Genomic DNA, 21207 nt, shown 5'->3' on the forward strand with positions numbered 1-21207 from the left:
GGCGACAGCGACGATGACGACCACCCCGGCGGGACGCCTGCGGGCTCTCGCGCGGGCCGAGCTGACGCTCATCGGACGGAGCAAGGGCGTCCTGTTCAGCGCCGTGTTCGTCCCCCTGGTCCTGCCGTTCAGCATCAGCGCATCGCTCGACGAGGACACGCTGAAGAACGCGGGGCTCAGCGTCGGCACCGTCGTCCTGTCCTCGGCCATGGGCTTCTCGCTGCTGTTCGCCGTGTACAGCGCGCTGGTGAGCGTGTACGCGGCGCGCCGCGAGGAACTGGTCCTCAAGCGGCTGCGGACCGGCGAGCTGCGCGACACCGAGATCCTCATCGGGGCCGCGCTGCCCTCCGTCGTGATCGGGCTCGTGCAGTGCGTCGCCCTGGCGGTCGCCTGCACCGTGGCGCTCGACGTGGGCGCCCCCGAGGCACCTCAATACGCCCTGCTGGGCCTTGCGTTGGGCATTCCGCTCTGTGTCGCGCTCGCCGCGTTGACCACCGTCTTCAGCCGCAGTGTCGAGAGCGCCCAGGTCGCCTCGATGCCGATGCTGCTCGTCTCGATGCTCGGCTCGGGCACGGTCGTCCCGCTGGAGGTCATGCCGGACAAGCTGGCGGCGGTGTGCGAGCTGCTGCCGCTCACGCCGGCCCTCACCCTGATCCGCGGCGGATGGAGCGGCGAGCTGTCCACGTCGGACGCGCTGGGCGCCGTCATCACGGCGGTGGCTTGGATCGTTGTCGCGGTGTTTGCTGTACGACGGTGGTTCCGGTGGGAGCCGCGGCGGTGAAGCGGGCGGGAGCGTAGCGGTGCGGATGCGGAGCCGGTGGCGGGAGCGCAGCAAGGTCGAGCGCGTCGAGTGGCAGAGCCGGCTCGTGCTGCGCTCGGTGAACTGGCTGTACCTCGTGGCCTGGAGCGCCCCGGCGCTCGTCGGATCGCTCCACCACGACGGCACCGCGATCGCCCTGGGCGCCGCGCTGGCCGTGGTGAACGTCGCCCAGTGCGCCGTCGCCCACGTCCATCTGCGCAGTGCCCTCGACCAGTACCTCGGGCGCGGTCCCGTGCCACCCGTGCAGACGCGGGTGGCGGCGGGGCTGACCGTGGGGGCGCTCGGCCTGATCGCCGCTCTCATCGCGACGGACAGCATGAAGGACGGCCTGGTCGTCCTGCCGCTGCTGTTCGTGCCGATGCCGTTCGCCTGCGCCTACGTCCTCACCGTGCCGGTCCGTACGTTCCTCAGGCGGAGCGCGCTGGCCATCGCGGCGGCGCTGGTCCTGTTCGCCGCCGTGGGCGCGGGCGTCGGCAAACTCGTCGCGCTGGCCGTCGTGTTGGGCATCAGCGTTCCCCTGGAGCTGCTGAGCGCACGGTGCAGCGCCTGGAATCTCTCCGTCATGTGGGAGTCCGAGCACGCCCGCGAGGTCGAGGGCCGGCTCGCCGTCGCCGAGGAGCGGCTGCGGTTCGGCCGTGATCTGCACGACGTCATGGGCCGCAATCTGGCCGTGGTCGCCCTCAAGAGCGAGCTGGCGGTGCAGCTGGCCCGGCGCGGGCGGACCGAGGACGCCGTGACACAGATGATCGAGGTGCAGCGCATCGCCCAGGACTCGCAGAAAGAGGTGCGTGAAGTCGTACGGGGATACCGCGAGGCCAATCTTGAGGCCGAACTCGCCGGGGCGCGGGGCGTGTTGAGCGCGGCCGGGATCGACTGCCCGGTGACCGGGTCCGCCACGGGGCTGCCGCCCGACGTACAGTCCGCGCTCGGCTGGGTGGTGCGGGAGGCCACGACGAACGTCCTGCGGCACGGGGACGCGAAGACCTGCCGGGTCGGGCTGAGGGCCCAGGGGCAGCAGGTCGTACTGACGGTGGAGAACGACGGCGTCGGCACGCCCGGCGCCGTCGGCGGCGGGTCGGGGCTCGCGGGGCTGCGGGAGCGGCTGGCCGCGCTGGAAGGGACGCTGGAGGCGGGTGTGGTGCGGGACGGAGTGTTCCGGGTGACGGCGTGCGTGCCGCTGCCGTCGTCGGCGTCATCGACGCGTGAGACCCCGGGAGGACCGGGAGGACCGGGAGGACCGGGAGGACCGGGAGAGCCGGGAGAGCCGGGAGGACCGGGAGAGCCGGGAGGACCGGGAGGACCGGGAGGACCGGGAGGACCGGGAGAGCCGGGAGGACCGGGAGGACCGGGAGAGCCGGGAGAGCCGGGAGGACCGGGAGAGCCGGGAGGACCGGGAGAGCCGGGAGAGCCGGGAGAGCCCCCGGCACCGGAGGCACCGGAGGCACCGGAGGCGCCGAGCACACGGCGCGCACGGAGTACGGAGGCCGCCCGATGACGCTGCGTGTCCTGCTCGCCGACGACGAGCACCTCATTCGCGGCGCCCTCGCCGCCCTGCTCGCGTTGGAGGAAGATCTGGTCGTCGTCGCCGAGGCCGCCACCGGCCCCGAGGCGCTCGCCATGGCGCGGGCGCACAAGCCGGACGTCGCCGTGCTCGACCTGCAGATGCCGGGCGCCGACGGTGTGAGCGTGGCCACAACCCTCCGTACGGAGCTACCCGGCTGCCGGACCATGATCGTGACCAGCCATGGCCGCCCGGGACATCTGAAGCGGGCCCTCGCGGCCGGCGTGCGCGGTTTCGTACCGAAGACCGTGAGCGCGCAGCGGCTGGCCGAGATCATCCGGACCGTGCACGCCGGAAACCGGTATGTGGACCCGGAGTTGGCGGCCGACGCGATCTCCGCCGGGGACTCGCCGCTGACCGCCCGCGAAGCCGAGGTCCTGGAGCTCGCTGCCGACGGAGCACCCGTGACGGAGATCGCCGAGCGGGCGGCGCTGTCCCAGGGGACCGTGCGGAACTATCTGTCGTCGGCCGTCTCGAAGCTCGGTGCCGAGAACCGGCACGCCGCGGTGCGGATCGCGCGCGAGCGAGGTTGGGTATAGTAGGCGTCGCGCTTCGGCGCACAGAGCACCGCGAGAGCGGCGCTTGCGAACGTAGCTCAGTTGGTAGAGCGCAACCTTGCCAAGGTTGAGGTCGCCGGTTCGAACCCGGTCGTTCGCTCCACATATACAGGAGCCCCGGTCCTCACGGACCGGGGCTCCTGTCGTTCGCGGCGTTCTCCTACGACCAGGGGACTCCGGTCAGCAGTTCGTACGCCTCGATGTACTTGCCGCGCGTAGCGGCCACGACGTCGTCGGGCAGGGCCGGCGGCGGCTGCTCGCTCCTGCGGTCCCAGCCGGAGGCCGGCGAGGTCAGCCAGTCCCGCACGAACTGCTTGTCGTAGCTGGGCTGCGGGCGGCCCGGCTGCCACTGGTCGGCCGGCCAGAAGCGCGAGGAGTCCGGGGTGAGCACCTCGTCGGCGAGGACCAGCGTGCCCTCCTTGTCGAAGCCGAACTCGAACTTCGTGTCCGCCAGGATGATGCCGCGCTCCCGCGCGATGTCACGGGCCCGGCCGTAGACGGCGAGCGTCGACTGGCGCAGGTGTGCGGCGGTCTCCGGGCCGACCTGGCGGGCCACTTCCTCGTAGCTCACGTTCTCGTCGTGCTCGCCGACCGCGGCCTTCGTGGCGGGCGTGAAGATCGGCCCGGGGATCTCCGAGCCGTCCTCGAGCCCCTCGGGCAGGGCGAGGCCGCAGACCGTACGCGTCTCGTTGTACTCGACCAGGCCTGAACCGGTGAGATAGCCGCGGGCCACGCACTCGACCGGCACCATCTCCAGGGACTTGCAGACCAGCGTGCGGCCCGCCCAGTCGGCGGGGGCGCCGGCCGGCAGTTCCGTGGACACGACGTGGTTCGGCATGAGGTCCGCGAGCTGGTCGAACCACCACAGCGAGAGCTGGGTGAGGACCCGGCCCTTGTCCGGAATGGGCGTGGGCAGAACCCAGTCGTAGGCCGACAGGCGGTCACTGGCGACCATGATCAGATCGCCCGCGTCGTTCTGGTACAGCTCGCGCACCTTGCCGGTGTGGAGGTGGACCAGGCCCGGGACCTGTACTGGCTCGGGCTTTTCGACGAATCCGGACACGGTTCCTCCCGGTGGTTCTGTACGAATGCCTCTGATTCTCTCGTACCGGGGGACGAGTTCTGGCCACGGGGCCGACTGGGCGCTGCGGGCCGGGCCTCCCTCAGTCTCGCTTGCAGATGCGGTCGAGCAGATTCGCCGTCGCCCGCTGGATCCGCGGGTCCACATGGCCTGGACGGTCCAGGGCCGGGGACCAGGCGAACGTCCCGGACGCGAAGACCAGCGCGCCCGACGGCGCCCGGTACAGGGACGTCTCCTGGTGGCGCCGCGCCTGGTCGCTGTCCCGGTACGGGGAGTGGGCCAGCAGGATGCGGTCCTGGTGCTCGGGCAGAGCCGTACGCGGGAAGTAGCGGTCGGCCTCGCCGGCGACCAGGTCCTCGATCTCGTCCCCCTCATGGGCGCCGGTCGCCTCCCACAGCCAGTGGTCCGCGTTCCGTACGACCAAGGGGTGCGGCTCGGGGACGCGGCCCGCGTACTGGATGCCCAGGAGCTGCTGCTCCGGTCTGTCGATCTCCCGCCACAGGGACGCCTTTCCGGGGCCCCGACGCTTGCGGCAGGTGAGCAGCCGGTCCGCGACACCGGACGGGGACGGGCCCAACTCCACCTGCCAGTACATGGTGTTGGCGGAGAGGAAGACCAGGGACGTGCCGTTCTCCCGGGCCAGCTCGGTGGTCCGGCGCATGTTCGCCGACCAGTACTCGTCGTGGCCGGGGAAGACCAGGCCCCGGTAGCGGGTCGGGTCGATCCGGCCCGCGTGCAGATCGCGGGTGTCGGCGTACGCGAGGTCGTATCCGTACCGCTCGGCCCAGCGGATGAAGTCGTAGGCGTGGCCGACGTGCAGGGGCAGACCCGCGCCCGCGTACGGGCGGTCGAAGGAGACCGTGGTCGCGGCCTCGCTCTCGCCGAGGAGACGGCCCTCGTCGTCCCAGGCGTGGTAGAGGCTGGCGCCGGTGCGGCCGTCCTCCGGATAGAGGTTGTACGCCTGCCAGGTGATGTCCGGGAGCAGCAGGAGCAGATCGGCGGGCTGGGAGTCGCGGACCGTGAAGGGGACGTGCGAGCGGTAGCCGTCGGCGGTGGTGAGGACGGCCACGTACGCCCCCACGTTCCAGTACGACGGGATCTGCAGCCGCCAGGACAGCCACCAGTGGTGGCAGGAAACCGTGCGGTCGGCGGTCATCGGGGCGGGCTGGACGATGCCGGACAGCCGGGGGCTCGTGGTGATCTTTCGGGCGCCGTCGCCGCCGTAGTGGCCGATGCGGTAGATGTCCACGGTGAACTGCTGGGGCGGGTCGACCGTGACGTGGAAGTCGATCGCCTCGCCGGGCGCGGCCGCGCCGGTCGAGGCGAAGCCCTTGATCTGACGGTGCACGTCGTCGGCGGTGCGGGGGTTGCTGGAGCGCGGCGCCGGAATGGTGCTGGCGCCGGGGGCGTGGTCCACGTACCAGGGGACGACCTGTCCTGTGTCGCCGAAGTAGTGCTCGCTGCCGCGCAGCCAGGGCAGCGGTCCTTGGCCGAACGGGTCGCTGACGGCATGCGCCATCGCACCGGACTCCCAGCGGGGCGTGCGCGCGCGGGGCCTCGGGGCGACGTTCTGCCGCGCCGTCTCCTCCGGGTGACCCGCGCTGTCCGGCCCCATGGCTGCTCCCCTCCCTCGCTCCCCCGAGCCCTCATGCGCGGGGCTGTTCCGCGACCGGTCCCAGCACATCACATTACGCACGCACTCCGTCACCGTTCGTCGTGAATTGGCAGGACCGGAGCGTTTCCCTCCGCTTGCGGGTGGGGAGGGGTGCCGGGCGCTCACACCAGACGTACGGGCTTCTCCGGGCGCACGCCGAGCCGGGCCAGCCAGCCCTTGAGGGGCTCCGGGTCACCGTCCTCCACCAGGCTCAGGACGCGCGGCGCGAGGTCGCCGGCGCGCTCCCCGCCGACGAGCAGCGCGGGGCCGTCGAGCCAGTCGAGGCCCGGGGTCGCGCCGGCCGTGTCCACCGCCGCGCAGCACACCATCGCGGTGACGTGGTCGGCCAGCAACTCCCGCCCGCTGCGCGGTGGCTGCAACGGGAACAGGGGCAGCGCGCCCTCGTCCCACAGTGCGCCGTCCGGGCCCTGGCTCGCGGGCGCGGGGGCCGGGGGGCGCGCGTCCTCCTCACGGGCCAGCTCGGCGCTGAGCCCGGCGGAGAGGGAGTCGGCCTCGGGGCGGGGGGTGGGGGCTAGCAGTGCGTCGAGTTCGGCGTCGGTGTAGGTCTCCGGAGCTCGGTCCGGGTCGGGGGTCGGGGCGAGGGTCGGGGCCTCGTCCGTAGTCGCGTCCGAGGTCTGGTCCGGAGTCGGGGCCAGGGCCGAGGTCTCCTCCGGCAGGGGTTCCGGGCCGGTCGCGAGGTGGTCGAGGACGCGCGCCAGGGTCGGGCCTTCGGGGGCGGCGGCGGTGGCCCGGGTGCTGTGCACACCCAGGGTGTCCAGCACCCGGTGCAGGCGGGCGGCGTCCGTGCGCCACTTACGGTCCACGACCTCGTCCGGGTACTCCTGCCAGTCCACCGGCGCCCAGTCGGGGCCCGGCTCGGCGGGGCCGCCGTGGAAGAGGCGGGCGGCGAGCAGGGATGCGGCCTCGTCCACGATGCCGGGCTCTTCGAGGAGATCGCAGGCCGGACGCTCGCCGAGCCGGGAGGTGAAGCCCTCCGCGAGCCGGTCACGGCGGGACAGCTCGGTGAGAGCGGCGACCACCCCCACGTCCAGGCGGGACGGCCAGCGGCCCATCCGCCAGGCGGGCAGCGCGACCCGGGTGAGCAGCCGGTCCCAGCCCGCGTACGCGAGCCCGACCTGCTCCTGGGCGACGATCCTGAGGCCGTAGTCCACAGCCTGTGCGCGCTCGGCGCCGGCCACGGCGACCCCGCGCTCCATCTCGGCGGCGTGCACCCGGCAGCCGCTCAGCATCAGCCGGGCGACCCGGCCGACGCCGCCCAGCACGATCCGGGCCACGAGACCGCGACCGGGCGTCGCGGCGACCGCGACGGCGGCGTCCAGACCGCGCACGAAACGCCGGGCCGCAGCTATGTCGGGGTGGGCCGAAGGACCCGTACCGGCGACGACCGGGGCGAGGACGGCACGCAGCTCGGCCACCCGCATCCACCAGAGGAACGGGGAGCCGATGACCAGAACCGGCGCGACGGGCGCCTTGGCGCTGTCACCCGATGTGGGGCTGCCTGCGGGGCTCCCGGTGGCGGCCGCGCCGACATCGGCACCGGCGCGCGGCGGGCCGTGCGCCGGATGCGTGCGGTCCTCCAGCCAGCTGTCGCAGTCCGGGGTGAGCGCTATCGCCGACGGCGCCGGGACGTCGAGGCGGTCGGCCAGGTCGCGCACCATGCGGTACAGATCGGGGGCGGTGGCCTCGGCGATCGGGACGGTCGGGCTGAGGGCGGGCCTGGCCCGCGCCACGACCAGTGCGACGGCCACCGCGGCGAGCAGCACGAGCACCGCGAGGACGGAGACGACCAGCCGCGCGACGGCCCAGCCCCCGCCGGTCAGATGGCCGGTGGCGCCGCCCGCCAGCAGGATCACCGACGCGGCCGCGGGCAGCAGGGCCAGCGCCGTCGCCCTGCCGCGGATGCGCAGCACGGCGACAGCCCGGGAGCGCGCTGCCTGCGCACCCGCTTCCACACCCATACCGGACACGATCGATGTCACCCCCTGCTGCCTGTGCCTCTTGCCCAACCGCGGACCGAGATCCGCGGCAGAACACTGGTGGCGTTGCTCACACCCCCACTGTGGCACCCGCCTACGACATCGCAATGCCGGTGGTCCGTCTGGTCCTGTCCGTACCGGGGACAGGTCCTGCCGGGCGGCGATTCGGCTTCGCGGGTGCCTGAACTCCGTGCGCCGCACCCTAGTTGGGAGCAGGGGCATCGTCAGCAGGATGGGCCATCGGTCACTCGATGGAATGGCTTTGGGCAGAGGTGGCTGACACCGGGGCGCCGGACGGGAGAGGGTGGCACCCACCCGGCACCTTTGTTCGGCCCGGTTTGGGTCCGGTCTGGGTCCGGATCCGGACCTGCTCCCGGCCTGGCCCCGGCCTGATCCGGACCTGATCCGGCCCGGTTGTGGTCAGCGTGTCAGCGTGTTCTCGGGGTGAGGTCAGCTTTCGGCAGCGGCCTTCGCGGCGATGTCCGTACGGTGCTGGGACCCGTCCAGTTCGATGCGGGTGACCGCGGCGTACGCGCGCTCGCGGGCCTGCGTGAGATCCGTGCCGGTCGCCGTTACGGACAGCACCCGGCCGCCCGCGCTGCGGACCGGCCCGCTCTCGCCGTCGCGCTTGGTCCCGGCGTGCAGGACGTACGCGTGCGGGGCATCCTGTGCGGCCACCGCGTCGAGCCCGGTGATCGGGTCACCGGTGCGCGGGGTCTCCGGGTAGTTGTGCGAGGCGATGACGACGGTGACGGCCGCGTCGTCGCTCCACCGCAGCGGCTCCAGGTCGGCGAGCGTGCCGTTCGCGGCGGCGAGCAGGATTCCGGCCAGCGGCGTGCGCAGCCGGGCGAGGACGACCTGCGTCTCGGGGTCGCCGAACCGCGCGTTGAACTCGATGACGCGGATGCCGCGGCCGGTGATCGCGAGACCGGCGTAGAGCAGACCGGAGAAGGTCGTGCCGCGCTTCTTCATCTCGTCGACCGTCGGCTGCAGGACCGTCTCGAGGACTTCCTGCACCAGCTTGGGGTCGGCCCACGGGAGCGGCGAATAGGCGCCCATGCCACCGGTGTTGGGGCCCTCGTCGTTGTCGAGCGCGCGCTTGAAGTCCTGGGCGGGCTGGAGCGGGACGACCGTCGTGCCGTCGGTGATCGCGAAGAGCGAGACCTCGGGCCCGTCGAGGAACTCCTCGATGACGACGCGCTCGCAGGCGTTCGCGTGGGCGCGGGCCTTCTCGATGCCATCGGTGACGACGACGCCCTTGCCGGCGGCGAGCCCGTCGTCCTTCACCACGTACGGAGCGCCGAACGCGTCGAGCGCCTCGTCGACCTCTTCCGGGGTCGTGCAGACGTAGGACCGGGCGGTCGGCACGCCCGCGCCCGCCATGACGTCCTTGGCGAACGCCTTCGAGCCCTCCAGCTGCGCGGCCTCGCCGGATGGGCCGAAGACCGGGATGCCGGCGGCGCGGACGGCGTCGGCGACGCCTGCGACGAGGGGGGCCTCGGGGCCGACGACGACGAGGTCGGCGTCCAGCTTCCGGGCGAGGGCTTCGACCGCGGCACCGTCGAGCGCGTCGACGGGGTGCAGTTCGGCGACCTCGGCGATGCCTGCGTTGCCAGGGGCGCAGTGCAGGGCGGAGACGGCGGGGTCGAGGGACAGAGAGCGGCACAGGGCGTGTTCGCGGGCGCCGCCGCCGATGACGAGGACCTTCACGCCGGTCAGCCTATCCGTCCGGGCGGGGTGCTCTTGTACGGCCTTCCCAATGCAGGGCGGGTCAGGGCTTGTGGGTTTCTCCAGGTGAGCGGCGGATGCGCGGCCCGGACCTGGTTCTACGCGCCGGCCAGTCCCCTACTCGTTGACGCGTTTACTCGTTACTCGTTACTCGCTTACTCGTTGCCGAATTCCTCGACCACGGTCGCGCCCAGCTCGCGGACGATCAGGTCGTGGCCGGACAGCGCGTTCTCGTCCAGGTCCGGGTCGTCGTCCTCGGGGATGTCGTCCTCCACCGAGACCGGGCGGCGGACCGGGGCCGGTGCCGGTGTCGGGGCGGGCGCCGGGGCCGAGGACGGGGCGGACGGGGCCGCCGGAGCCGGGGCCGGTACGGGAGCGGGGGCGGGGGGCGGGGTGTAGCCGCCCCCGAAGCCGCCGGGGGCGGGCTGCGGCGGAGGGCCGCCCGCGGCGTCGACCACCGCGTCGACCTTCCAGTGCACGCCGTACTGCTCGGTCAGGGCCGCCTTCAGTACGTCCTCGCTGCCGCTGCTCGCGAAGTTGTCCCGGGCGCCCGCGTTCACGAAACCGAGCTGGATCGTGGTGCCGTCGAAGCCCGTGACCTGCGCGTTCTGGCTGAGCAGGATCCAGGTGAAGCGGCGCTTGTTCTTCACCGCCTCCAGGATGTTCGGCCAGAGGGTGCGGGGGTCCGGGCCGCCGACGGGCGCCGGTGCCGCGGGCGGGGCGGAGGGCGCGGGCTGCTGGGCTGGGGTGGCCGGTGCGGGGGTGGCCGGTGCGGGGCTCGTGGGGCCCGCCAACGGGGCGGTCGGCCGGCCGGTACCGGCGGACGCGGCTGTGGGCCAGCCGCCGGGCCTGCGTGCGCCTCCCGCGGTGCCACCCGCACCGCCTGCCGGGGCGGCGGTGGGCCAGGCGCCGGGCCCCGCCGGGGCAGCAGGGGGGGCGGGTTCGGCGGGGGCCACGGGCGCCGCGGGTGCGGGCTCCGGGGCCGGGGCTTGAGCAGGCGTCACGGGTGCCGGAACCGGGGCGTCCGGCGCACCGCCGCGCACCGCCGCCCTGGCAGCCGCCGGACCGCCACCCGGCGCGACCGGCGCGACCGGCGCCACCGGGCCGGACGAAGCGGGCGACGCGGCTGACGCGGGCTGGGCGGGCGCATGGGCATCAGGTCCGGGAACGTACGCCATGGAAGGGCCGGGCCCCTGTCCGCCCGGTGTGAAGACACCGCCGCGCTCGATGCGGTCGAGGCGCGCCATGACGGAACGCGGGTCGTCGTAGGCGGCGGGCAGCAGCACGCGCGCGCAGATCAGCTCCAGCTGGAGGCGTGGCGAGTTGGCGCCGCGCATCTCGGTCAGGCCCTCGTTGACGAGGTCGGCGGCGCGGCTGAGCTCGGCGGCGCCGAACGTCGAGGCCTGCGCCTGCATCCGCTCGACGACATCGGCCGGGGCATCGATCAGCCCCTTCTCCGCGGCATCCGGAACAGCGGCCAGGATCACCAGGTCCCGCAACCGCTCCAGCAGGTCGGTGACGAAGCGACGCGGGTCGTTGCCCCGCTCGATGACGTGATCCACGACCTCGAAGGCGGCGGCCCCGTCACCGGTGGCGAACGCCTCGACGACGGAGTCGAGCAGCGAGCCGTCGGTGTACCCGAGCAGAGACGTCGCCATGGCATACGTCACACCGTCCTCGCCTGCACCGGCGAGCAACTGGTCCATGACGGACATCGAGTCACGCACGGACCCGGCACCGGCACGCACGACGAGCGGCAGCACGCCCTCCTCGACGCGGCTGTCCTCCTTGCCGCACACCTCGCCCAGGTACTCGCGCAGCGTCCCGGGCGGCACGAGTCGGAACGGATAGTGGTGCGTACGGGACCGGATCGTCCCGATGACCTTCTCGGGCTCGGTGGTCGCGAAGATGAACTTGAGGTGCTCCGGCGGCTCCTCGACGACCTTGAGCAGCGCGTTGAACCCCGCCGACGTGACCATGTGGGCCTCGTCGATGATGTAGATCTTGTACCGGCTGCTCGCCGGGCCGAAGAAGGCCTTCTCGCGCAGGTCACGCGCGTCGTCCACACCACCGTGCGAAGCCGCGTCGATCTCGATGACGTCGATCGAACCCGGCCCGTTGCGCGCGAGGTCCTGGCAGGACTGGCACTCACCGCAGGGCGTCGGCGTGGGACCTTGCTCACAGTTGAGACAGCGGGCCAGGATGCGCGCGCTGGTCGTCTTGCCGCAGCCGCGCGGACCACTGAACAGGTACGCGTGATTGACCCGGTTGTTCCGCAACGCCTGCTGCAGCGGGTCGGTTACATGCTCCTGCCCGATGACCTCGGCGAACGACTCCGGGCGATAACGGCGGTACAGCGCGAGAGACGACACGCATACGAGGTTATAGGCGACCACTGACAACCGGGCCACGCCCGCCGCGGACCCCCGGCCCAGCAGCGCGGACACCCGGGAACGCAGACGCCCCCCACGCACCCGCCAGAGCCAACCTACCCTTGCTGCCTTCCGGCCCTGGGGGAGTTCAGTCAGATAGCGCCACGTGAGGGGCTGCGCCCAGAGTACATGCTCCGAGCCGCGGGAACGAGTTCCCTCCGGGCCAGGAGGACCGCTCCCCTCCGGCCACGCGAACGGGTTCGCGAGCACCCTCAAACGTCTTGTATTGTTTGCCGCGGAGGATTCGCCTAGTGGCCTAGGGCGCACGCTTGGAAAGCGTGTTGGGGGCAACCCCTCACGAGTTCGAATCTCGTATCCTCCGCCAGTGCCTCACCGGGCACTAACGTCGAAGGGTCCCACCGCGAGGTGGGGCCCTTCGACGTTGTCCGGGTTGTCCGGCTCGGTTTTCGTCCCACGGGTCGCGGTGGGGACGACCGGCCTCAGCCACGTTCCGGTCCGGGGACGCCTTCTATCCTCGCCGGGTGAGATCAACTATTCGCACCTCCCCGTTCGGGCACGCGCTGCGTTCTTGGGCGCTTCCGCCCCCCGGTGGCTCGGCGCAAGGGACTTCGGCTCCGCCCGTGCCGCGTTCGCCTGTGCTGCCGGCCCGCGTCACGGACCTGGTGCCGGTGGTGATCGCGCTGGTGTTCTCGGTGTGGAACGGCATCCTGAACCCCACCCTGGGTCCGGCCGGGCCCTGGGTGAACCTGCCGATCGCCGCGGTGTGTTCGCTGGCGCTGCTCGCCCGGCGCCGCGCCCCCGAGCCGGTGCTCGCGCTCGCGCTGATCGCCAAGCTCCTCCAGGTCTCGCCCTTCGCGCTGCCCTTCGCCTTCTACGCGGAAGGCGCCTATCGCGGCCCGCACAGCCGCCGGACCGTCTGGGTCACGGCCGGGATCGGGCTCGTCGCCCTCGTGCCCTGGGACGCGGAGGCCTGGTCCAGCCTCCGGGTCGTGGTGGCCTGGTTCACGGTGAACTTCGTCTTCTCCTGTCTGGTTCCGCTGCTGTTGGGGCTCTACGTGGGACAACGGCGGGCCGTCGTCGCCGGTCTCGTCGAACGGGCCGAGCGCGCCGAGCGGGAACAGCGGCTCGTCGCCGAGGCCGCACGGGAGCAGGAACGCCGCCGTATCGCCGGAGAGATGCACGACGTGGTCTCCCACCAGGTGAGCCTGATCGTCGTCCACGCCAACGCGCTCGGCGTCGTCGCCCACGACCCGGAGACGACGGCCGAGACCGCGCAGATCATCCAGGCGGCCGGGCGGCGTGCGCTCACCGAACTCCGCGAGATGCTGGGGCTGCTCAGGGACAACGCCGATGGCCCGGCCACCGACGCCGAGGAGTCACCGGTGCCCGCGCAGGACGAGCCCCGGCAGCGGCCCGCCCTCGGGGCGACCGTCGAGCGGATCAACGAACTGGCCGACAGTTCACGGACCGCCGGGCTGCCCGTCACCGTGCTCGTCGAGGGCGATCCGCAACCGCTGGCGGAGCCGGTCGAGCGTGCGGCGCACCGGATCGTGCAGGAGGCGCTGACCAACGTGCACAAGCACGCCCCGGGCGCCGCGACGCGGATCCACCTCGCCTTCGACCCCCTCACCGTGCGGGTGGGGATCGCCAACGGCCCGCCCGGCAGACCCGCCGATCCGACGACCGACGGTGAGCCGCTGCTGCCCAGCGGAGGACACGGGCTGATCGGTCTGACGGAACGGGTCCGCCTGGCCGGAGGCACCATCGAGTCCGGGCCCACCGGTGACGGCGGCTTCCGGATCGCTGCCGCGCTGCCCTCGGCGGCATCCGGAGCGCCCGCGCCCTGAGCCCGGCGCACCCCTAGGCCGTCACCTCGTGGTCGTCCCGCAGCATGATCCAACCTTCGTGCCGTACGACTTGCGGGCGAGGCGGGCCGAGAGGAAAGGGTGACGCGCCGGGTGGGGCTGCCGGGACAGGGTGGACGGCGTCGGGTCCGGCCGGGCCCGGCGCGGATGTTCGGATCCAGAAGTTCGAGAGGGCGGACAAGAGCGCGTTCCGGTACGGCTCTTGAGCTTCGCGGGTGACCGAATCCTCGACGCGACACACACGCGGCACAGGAGGACAGATGACCAGGCGAGGCAAGGCGACACTGTGCTCGGTGGCGGCGGCGGTGGCGGGAGCGATCGCGCTCACCGTGGCGGCGGCACCGTCGGCATCGGCGATCATCGGGGGACACGACGCCACCTCGGAGTATCCGTTCATGGTGAGCGTGCAGAAGGACGGCCACCACTACTGCGGGGCTTCCCTGATCAAGCCGGACTGGATCGTGACCGCCGGGCACTGCACGGTGAACGTCAAGCCCCAGCAGCTCTCCGTGCGGGTCGGGGACCACGATCGTACGAAGGGCGAGACGGCGAAGGTCACCAAGGTCGTCGCGCACCCGGACTTCTCCTACGAGCCGTTCCGCGACGACGTGGCCGTCATGAAACTGGACCACCCCGTGAAGGCGGAGCCCGTCAAGGTGGCCGCTCGATCCACACCTGCGGGTACCGACACGCGGATCCTCGGTTGGGGGATGACCTGCGAGGACGGCAGCGAGTGCCCCAACCCCCCGGTCACGTTGCAGGAGTTGGACACCAGGATCGTCCCCGACGCACGGTGCAGCGAGAACTACAACGCCGCGAACGAGCTGTGCACCGACAGTCCCACCAAGGGCGCGCAAGCGTGCATCCTCGACTCCGGCGGGCCCCAGATCCAGGGCCGTCCCGGGCGCTGGGAACTGATCGGGGCGACCAGCCGCGACGGCGACGCCGACCCGGAGTGCGCCACCGGCCCCGGCATCTACACCGACCTGACGGCCCACCGCGCCTGGTTCGAGCGGGCCACCGCGAAGTGACCTGCGACAGCTCCGGGTCGGCTCACGGGCTGCCGGCGTCCGTGATGCCCTGGGCCACCTGACCCACGGCGTTCAAGATTCCCTGACCGAAGTCCGTCGGGGCGATGAGCAGGCCGAAGACCGTCACGATGGCTACGGTCAGCCACGTGTCCGCCCTGCTCCGGGCCTGCACGGTTCGGCGTACGCGCAAGAAGATGATGATCGCGAGCAGGACCGCCACATTCAGCGTCAGCACCATGGGGACCCCCATCCCGGCCGGCTGTGCCGGCACGCCTTCGCACCCGCGTGTATGACAGCACGCATCTATGACGGTAGGTAAGAAGGCGCTCACCGGACGTGATGGTTTTTCGGTCAACTGCGCCCGCGCACCCACGCTTTGGTTCCGCGGGGACCTGGACTTTGCCGGTGGCACCTGCCTGATTTCAGCCGACTTCGCAAGGAGCGGGAGGAAAGCTGTGCCTGCGGGATGTCAGGACCAGGGCCGGCGTCGGGGCCAGGAGCAGCAGCACCGTCCAGGGGAACGAGCCCGAGCCCGCCATGTCGAGCAGGACACCGCCTGCGACGCCGCCGCCCGCCATCGCCACGTTCCACAACGTCACGAGCATCGCCTGGGCGGCGTCCGCGCGGTCGCTGCCCGCCCGGCCCGCGGCGGTCTGCAGCAGCGTCGGGATGCCGCCCCAGCCGAGGCCCCACAGCGCCGCGGCGACGTACACGAGCGGCGTGCTCCCGGCGAACACCGCGAGGAGGAACGCGGCCGCGGCGACCAGGAGCGTGCCCGGGGACCGTCAGGCGGATCCAGAGCAGCAGGGCGACGGTCAGCGCCGTCATCGCGCGGAACGCGGTGCGCCAGCCGAGCGCCGTACCGAGGAAGGTGCCCGCGGGAACGCCGAGCGACAGGGCCACCGGGATGCCCGCCATGGCGATCGCGATGGCCTTTCCTTGCAGGTGGGGCGGGGCGAGGCGGCGCGCGTAACCGGCGAGCAGGGCCCGGGCCAGGCCCGCCGCGACACCGGCGGCGAAGCGGGCCGTCATCGTCAGGGCGTACGAGGAGGAGAGCGCGGTCACCGTGTTGGCGGCGGCGAAACCGGCCATCGCCGTGAGCAGGAGCCGCCCGCGGCGCCACCCCGCTGTCGCGGCGGTCAGCGGGATCGCGGTGAGGAACGTGCCGACCGCGTAGACCGTGACGGTCTGGCCCGTCGCCGACTCGCTCGCGCCGAGCGCCCCGCTCATGGCCGGGAGGAGGCCCGCCGGGAGGGTTTCGGTGAGGCTCGTGAGTGGGGGCTCCGTTGCCCTTGGCTGAGCGGATGGATGTCGATCGGGTTGAGGCTCGGGGCTTGGCCGCGCTCGGCTCCGCCGGGGTTGATGCGTGGTTCCGCGTCGGTGCCGGGCTTGATCCTGAAGCGGCGCTTGCTCGTGCCGTCACGGGGCTCAGCCCCGGACCCCGCTCCTCAATCGCCGGAGGGGCTTGATCGGGAGGGGCTTGATCGGGAGGGGCTTGATCGGGAGGGGCTCGATGATGATCGCGGGGGGTTAACCCCACCCCAAGACACCAAGTCGCCCCATGTCCCCGGCGCCGTCCGGCCGCGAGGCTGTACGCATGACCTCGATGACCTCGACGACGTTCCCCTACCCGGACACCCGCCGCACCGAGCAGGCCTCCCCGCCCGCCACCACCTTCTGGCGCGGCCCCTTCGCCCGTTCCACCTACCGCGAGATCGGGCACACGCTCACCTCGCTGCCGGTGGCGATCGCCGGGTTCGTCTTCGCCGTGACGATGTTCGCCCTGGGCACGAGCACGCTCGTCCTGTGGATCGGGCTTCCCGTGCTGGCGGGCATGCTGGGCGGCGCCCGTGCGCTCGGCGCCGCCGAACGCGGCCGGGCCCGCGCCCTGCTCGGTCTGGACGTGGAGGGACCGCGGGCTCCCGCGCCCGGTCTGCGCGGGCGGCTCGCGGACGCCGCCGGCTGGAAGGCGCTGCTGTTCCACACGGTGATGTTCCCGTGGCGGGTGATGTCCTTCGTCGTGTCCGTGACGTTCCTGGTCACCGGCTGGACGGTCGCGCTCTTCCCGGCGTACTCCTGGGTGTTCCACCGTTACCTGGACTGGCCCGGGTACCGCGTCTACGACTTCACGACCGACGCGGGCGTGCACCACGCCTACTACATCGAGTCGCCCGCCCAGATCGCCGCGGTCTCCGCGATCGGGTTCGTCCTCGTCTTCCTCACCCCGAAGCTGGTGCGCGGCCTGACGAACCTCGACCGCGTCGCGATCCGCTCACTGCTCTCCAAGTGAGCGGCCGCGCGTGAGCACCGGCCGCAGGGCGTCCAGCACGGTCGCGTCGTCGACGGTCGACGGCACCGGTTCGTCGAGTCCGTCGGCGATGCCGCGCATGGTCCTGCGCAGGATCTTCCCGGACCGGGTCTTCGGCAGCGCGGCGACCACGGCGACGTCCTTGAGCGAGGCGACGGCACCGATCCGGTCCCGTACGAGCCGGACGAGTTCGGCCTCGACGACGCCGGGTTCCGCTTCGACGCCCGCCTTCAACACCACGTATCCGCACGGCACTTGGCCTTTCAGCGGGTCCGCTACGCCGATGACGGCGCACTCGGCGACAGCGGGGTGGGCGGCGAGCACCTCCTCCATGCTGCCGGTGGACAGGCGGTGCCCCGCGACGTTGATGACGTCGTCGGTCCGCCCCATGACGAAGACGTAGCCGTCCTCGTCGATGTGCCCGCCGTCGCCGCTCAGGTAGAACCCGTCGTACGCGGACAGGTACGAGGCGACGAACCGTTCGTCGTCGTTCCAGAGGGTGGGCAGCGCCCCGGGCGGCATGGGCAGCTTCACCACGATCGCCCCGTCCTCCCCGGCGGCCGCCGGTTTGCCGCCCGCGGTGAGGACCCGCACGTCCCAGCCGGGCAGCGGGAAGGTGGGAGAACCCGGTTTCGGCGGCGCGGCCTCGATCCCCATGGGGTTGGCGACGATCGGCCACCCCGTCTCGGTCTGCCACCAGTGGTCGACGACGGGGATCCGCAGCAGGTCGCTCGCCCAGTGGTACGTCTCCGGGTCGAGCCGTTCACCGGCGAGGAAGAGGTACTCCAGGCGGCGAAGGTCGTATCCCCGCGTCAGCTCCCCCGCCGGGTCAGCCTTCTTGATCGCGCGGAACGCCGTCGGCGCCGTGAACAGCGCCTTCACCCCGTACTCCGCGGCCACCCGCCAGAACTGCCCCGCGTCCGGCGTCCCCACCGGCTTCCCCTCGTACAGGACGGTCGTCGCACCGGCGAGGAGCGGCCCGTACACGATGTACGAGTGGCCGACGACCCAGCCCACGTCGGACGCGGTGAACATCACCTCGCCGGGGCCGACGTCGTACACGGCCTCCATGGTCCAGCGCAGCGCGACGGCGTACCCGCCGCAGTCGCGCACAACTCCCTTGGGTTTACCGGTCGTTCCGGATGTGTAGAGGATGTAGAGCGGGTCGGTGGCGGCCACGGGTACTGGCGACGCCGGACGCGCCGCACGCACCGCCCGCGCCCAGTCCACGTCGCGCTCACCCAACTCGGCCTCGCACTGCGGCCGTTGCAGGACGACGCACGCCTCCGGCTGGTGCCCGGCGAGCTCGAAGGCCCGGTCGAGCAGTGGCTTGTACGGGACCACTTTCGCGCCCTCGATCCCGCAGGACGCCGCTACGACGGCCTTCGGCGCGGCGTCGTCGATCCGCACGGCCAGCTCGGGTGCCGCGAACCCGCCGAACACCACGGAGTGCACCGCCCCGATCCGCGCGCAGGCCAGCATCGCGACGACGGCCTCGGGCACCATCGGCATATAGACGACGACCCGGTCCCCCCGCCCCACCCCGAGCCCGGCGAGCACCCCGGCGAACGCGGCGACCTCCTCCGTCAACTCCTCGTAGCTGTACGTCCGTTGCGTACCGGTGACGGGCGAGTCGTACACCAGCGCCGGCTGCGCCCCGCGCCCCGCCGCCACATGCCGGTCGAGCGCGTTGTGGCACACGTTCAGTTCGCCGTCCGGAAACCACCGGTGGAACGGCGCCCGCGACGCGTCGAGGGCCCGCGTAGGGGCCACCTCCCAGTCGATCCCGCCGGCGACCCCCAGCCAGAACCCCTCGGGGTCCTCGGTGCTCGCCCGGAAGACTTCCTCGTACGACGCCATCGCCCCGCACTCCCTTCACGTAGAACCCGGAGAGACGGGAACACGATCCGGTCAGGCCGTGACCGCCGTCAACAGCACCACCGCGTCCGTCAGCGCCACGAGCCCGTGCCTTTCCTGCGGGATCGCGTGGAGTTCGCCCTGGGCGAGGGTGGCGTCGCCTGAGACGGCGGTCAGGCGGACGCGGCCGCGCAGGATCAGGAGGGTGGCGGCCGGTGGGGCGTTGTGCTCGTCGAGGGCGCTGCCCTCGGTCAGCGCGATGACGCTCTGGCGCAGGGGGTCCTCGCGGACGAGGAGTTCGGCGCTGCGGCCGTGTGCGGAGCGGTGGGCGGCGGCCAGCTGGTCGTCGGCCAGCGTGGTGAGGTCATGCGTGGTGGTCATGGAGCCAGCGTGGCCCGGGTCGCCGCCGGGCGCGACGCGGCGTTCAGCCGATCGGTTCACCGGCGTTCGGAGCGCCCAAAGGCGTTCAGAGGCATCCAGAGGCGTCAGCGGCGTTCAGACGGTGATCGAGGGGCCCGGGCAGCTGCGGCCCACGGTGTCCGCGAAGGCCCTGGCCTGCGGGGAGAGCGCGGACCAGCGGCGGGCCGCCCAGCCGACCTGGAGCGGGGGCAGGCAGGGCACCGGGAGCAGGGCCAGGCCGGGGTGTCCGGGGCGGCGCAGGCCCGGCAGGTCGGGGACGACGGCGTGACCGAGGCCCAGTTCGGCCAGGTGTACGGCGGTGTCCCAGTCGGCGATGCCGGTGCCGGACGCGGACCCGTGGGCGAGGCCGAGTTCGGCGAAGCGCTCGTCGAGATGCGCGCGGGACGTGGAGTGCGCGGGCGGGAGGATCAGCTGGGCCGATGCCCGCAGGTCGGCGGGTTCGGCCGTGGGATTCGAGGCCAGGGGGTCGTCCTCGCGTACCGCCAGGACCCAGGGAAGCTCGACCACGGGGCGCAGTTCTATGCCGCGCTCGGGGGCGCCCATGGTGATCCACGCGAGGTCGAGGTCGTGCGCGGCGAGCGCCTCGAAACAGCTGCGGCTGGAGCTGACCGTCTCGAATTCCAGGCTGATCCGGGGGTGCGTACGCCGGAACTCGACGATCGCCTCCGCCATGAAGTGGCGCACCGAGGTGGCGCCGGTGGTCACCCGCACCGATCCGCTCTCGCCGCGCGCCAAATCGCCGAGGCGGCGCACCGCGTGGTCGAGGCCGCCGATGCCGTCGGCCGCCGCGGTGCGCAGGATGCGGCCCGCGGGGGTGGGCACGACACCGCGCGCATGCCGCTCGAGCAGACCGATGCCGACTTCCTTCTCCAGCCGCTTGACGTGCTGGCTGACCGCGGACTGCGTACAGGACAGTTCGCGTGCGACGGCGCTGAGACTGCCCGCGCGGCAGACGGCGACGAAGACGCGGAGGTCGTCGAGGGTCACCTGCCCCAAGCTACAGCTTGGGTTTTGGTAAGCGAACCCGAGGATTGACTTGGGTCCGGGGCGGGAGCACGATCATCTACGGGACGGCCCAGGGCGGCAACCCGTCGCGGAGGTCGCGAACTCCCGGCGGGTGCCGACCCGTTGAAACCCCCAGTACCTCGACCCGGAGTGACCTCGTGGACGTAGTGGAAGCCGTGGCGATCGGCGCCGCCGGAATGGCCGCGGGCGGGATGAACGCGGTGGTCGGGTCCGGCACCCTGATCACGTTCCCGACACTGCTCGCCTTCGGCTACCCGCCGGTCCTCGCGAACGTCTCCAACAATGTCGGCCTGGTGCCGGGCGTGCTCAGCGCCGCGTACGGCTACCGGCGCGAACTGCGCGGCCAGCGCTCGCGGTTGATCCGGTTCGGCGCCGCCTCCCTGCTCGGCGGCTTCGTGGGAGCCGTGCTCCTGCTGCGGCTGCCGGACGCCGCGTTCCGCGCCATCGTGCCCGTCCTGATCCTGACCGCCTGCGTACTGGTCCTGCTCCAGCCGCGCCTGAACCGCTGGATGAAGAACCGGCGGGGCGCAGGCTCGCGCGCCGACGGCGGCGTCCCCATGTGGCTCGGCGTCCTCGGCACCGGCGTCTACGGCGGCTACTTCGGCGCGGCCCAGGGCGTCCTGCTGATGGGCATGTTCGGCGCGGTGCTCCGCGACGACCTGCAGCGTCTGAACGCCGCCAAGAACGTCCTCGCGTCGCTGGTCAACGGCGTCGCCGCGGTCGTCTTCATCGCTGTCGCCGACGTCGACTGGACGGTGGCGGCGCTGATCGCGGCGGGCTCCACGGCCGGCGGCCTGCTGGGCGCCCGGCTCGGCCGACGGCTGCCCCCGGCCGTGATGCGCGGCGTCATCGTGACGGTCGGCGTCACGGCGTCCGTCCTGCTGATCGTCCGCTCGTAGGACGTCCGGC

Annotated in this window: 16 protein-coding genes, 2 tRNA genes, 1 other RNA gene and 1 pseudogene; 9 read left to right on the plus strand and 11 right to left on the minus strand. The window is 72.5% G+C overall.

Annotated features, from left to right (window positions below):
* Positions 1-13 precede the first annotated feature (13 nt).
* The 4 genes from ACIREE_RS18060 (at position 14) to ACIREE_RS18075 (ending at position 3041) form a co-directional block, all read left to right on the plus strand.
* The gene (locus tag ACIREE_RS18060) at positions 14-781 is read left to right on the plus strand and encodes an ABC transporter permease (protein ID WP_404153298.1); all 768 of its coding nucleotides are present in this window, start codon (positions 14-16) and stop codon (positions 779-781) included.
* A gap of 25 nt (positions 782-806) precedes the next feature.
* Positions 807-2315: a sensor histidine kinase gene (locus ACIREE_RS18065; protein WP_404153300.1), complete on the plus strand. Its 1509-nt coding sequence runs from the start codon at positions 807-809 to the stop codon at positions 2313-2315.
* Positions 2312-2920: a response regulator transcription factor gene (locus ACIREE_RS18070; RefSeq protein ID WP_363197882.1), complete on the plus strand. Its 609-nt coding sequence runs from the start codon at positions 2312-2314 to the stop codon at positions 2918-2920. The genes ACIREE_RS18065 and ACIREE_RS18070 overlap by 4 nt, the downstream gene beginning before the upstream one ends.
* A gap of 45 nt (positions 2921-2965) precedes the next feature.
* Positions 2966-3041 (plus strand) — tRNA-Gly (locus ACIREE_RS18075).
* 57 nt (positions 3042-3098) lie between these two features.
* Here the strand turns inward: ACIREE_RS18075 and ACIREE_RS18080 are convergent.
* The 6 genes from ACIREE_RS18080 to ffs all read right to left on the minus strand — a co-directional run bounded on the left by ACIREE_RS18080 (position 3099) and on the right by ffs (position 11949).
* Positions 3099-4001, minus strand: coding sequence for a phosphoribosylaminoimidazolesuccinocarboxamide synthase (locus ACIREE_RS18080; protein ID WP_404152545.1), 903 nt, complete (start codon positions 3999-4001; stop codon positions 3099-3101).
* Between the two features lie 100 nt (positions 4002-4101).
* A complete protein-coding gene (locus ACIREE_RS18085; RefSeq protein ID WP_404153303.1) occupies positions 4102-5538 on the minus strand; it encodes a N,N-dimethylformamidase beta subunit family domain-containing protein in 1437 nt (478 codons plus the stop codon).
* Positions 5539-5795: 257 nt separating this feature from the next.
* The gene (locus tag ACIREE_RS18090) at positions 5796-7652 is read right to left on the minus strand and encodes a hypothetical protein (RefSeq protein WP_404152548.1); all 1857 of its coding nucleotides are present in this window, start codon (positions 7650-7652) and stop codon (positions 5796-5798) included.
* A gap of 468 nt (positions 7653-8120) precedes the next feature.
* Positions 8121-9380, minus strand: coding sequence for a phosphoribosylamine--glycine ligase (gene purD / locus ACIREE_RS18095; protein ID WP_404152551.1), 1260 nt, complete (start codon positions 9378-9380; stop codon positions 8121-8123).
* Positions 9381-9553: 173 nt separating this feature from the next.
* Entirely contained in the window at positions 9554-11770 is a 2217-nt protein-coding gene (locus tag ACIREE_RS18100) for a DNA polymerase III subunit gamma and tau (RefSeq protein ID WP_404152554.1), read from the minus strand.
* A gap of 82 nt (positions 11771-11852) precedes the next feature.
* Positions 11853-11949, minus strand: an RNA gene (gene ffs, locus ACIREE_RS18105) — signal recognition particle sRNA small type.
* A 118-nt stretch (positions 11950-12067) separates the two neighbouring features.
* Between ffs and ACIREE_RS18110 the strand changes: the two genes are divergently transcribed.
* The 3 genes from ACIREE_RS18110 (at position 12068) to ACIREE_RS18120 (ending at position 14687) form a co-directional block, all read left to right on the plus strand.
* Positions 12068-12155: transfer RNA gene (locus ACIREE_RS18110), tRNA-Ser, on the plus strand.
* Positions 12156-12411: 256 nt separating this feature from the next.
* Positions 12412-13638 carry a sensor histidine kinase gene (locus ACIREE_RS18115; RefSeq protein WP_404152557.1) on the plus strand — a complete coding sequence of 409 codons (1227 nt, stop codon included), beginning with the start codon at positions 12412-12414 and terminating at the stop codon, positions 13636-13638.
* A 278-nt stretch (positions 13639-13916) separates the two neighbouring features.
* On the plus strand, positions 13917-14687 hold the full coding sequence (locus ACIREE_RS18120) for a S1 family peptidase (protein WP_404152559.1): 771 nt from the start codon (positions 13917-13919) through the stop codon (positions 14685-14687).
* A 22-nt stretch (positions 14688-14709) separates the two neighbouring features.
* On the opposite strand, the gene ACIREE_RS18125 is transcribed toward ACIREE_RS18120, so the two are convergent.
* On the minus strand, positions 14710-14925 hold the full coding sequence (locus ACIREE_RS18125; protein WP_404152561.1) for a hypothetical protein: 216 nt from the start codon (positions 14923-14925) through the stop codon (positions 14710-14712).
* Between the two features lie 184 nt (positions 14926-15109).
* A pseudogene (locus tag ACIREE_RS18130) lies at positions 15110-15977 on the minus strand (MFS transporter); the annotation flags it as partial.
* Between the two features lie 307 nt (positions 15978-16284).
* On the opposite strand from ACIREE_RS18130, the gene ACIREE_RS18135 reads away from it, so the two are divergent.
* Complete coding sequence (locus tag ACIREE_RS18135) at positions 16285-16977, plus strand: sensor domain-containing protein (RefSeq protein ID WP_404152564.1); 693 nt, start codon at positions 16285-16287, stop codon at positions 16975-16977.
* Here ACIREE_RS18135 and ACIREE_RS18140 read toward each other — a convergent pair.
* The 3 genes from ACIREE_RS18140 to ACIREE_RS18150 form a co-directional block, all read right to left on the minus strand.
* The gene (locus ACIREE_RS18140) at positions 16960-18855 is read right to left on the minus strand and encodes a propionyl-CoA synthetase (RefSeq protein WP_404152567.1); all 1896 of its coding nucleotides are present in this window, start codon (positions 18853-18855) and stop codon (positions 16960-16962) included. The genes ACIREE_RS18135 and ACIREE_RS18140 overlap by 18 nt on opposite strands.
* A 51-nt stretch (positions 18856-18906) precedes the next feature.
* Positions 18907-19233, minus strand: coding sequence for a cupin (locus tag ACIREE_RS18145; protein WP_404152570.1), 327 nt, complete (start codon positions 19231-19233; stop codon positions 18907-18909).
* Positions 19234-19347: 114 nt separating this feature from the next.
* Positions 19348-20259, minus strand: a complete 912-nt coding sequence (locus ACIREE_RS18150; RefSeq protein WP_404152572.1) for a LysR family transcriptional regulator — start codon at positions 20257-20259, stop codon at positions 19348-19350.
* A gap of 176 nt (positions 20260-20435) precedes the next feature.
* On the opposite strand from ACIREE_RS18150, the gene ACIREE_RS18155 reads away from it, so the two are divergent.
* The gene (locus ACIREE_RS18155; RefSeq protein WP_404152575.1) at positions 20436-21197 is read left to right on the plus strand and encodes a sulfite exporter TauE/SafE family protein; all 762 of its coding nucleotides are present in this window, start codon (positions 20436-20438) and stop codon (positions 21195-21197) included.
* Positions 21198-21207: the final 10 nt, after the last annotated feature.

The organism is Streptomyces sp. NPDC102467 (assembly GCF_044765445.1).
Classification (GTDB): domain Bacteria; phylum Actinomycetota; class Actinomycetes; order Streptomycetales; family Streptomycetaceae; genus Streptomyces.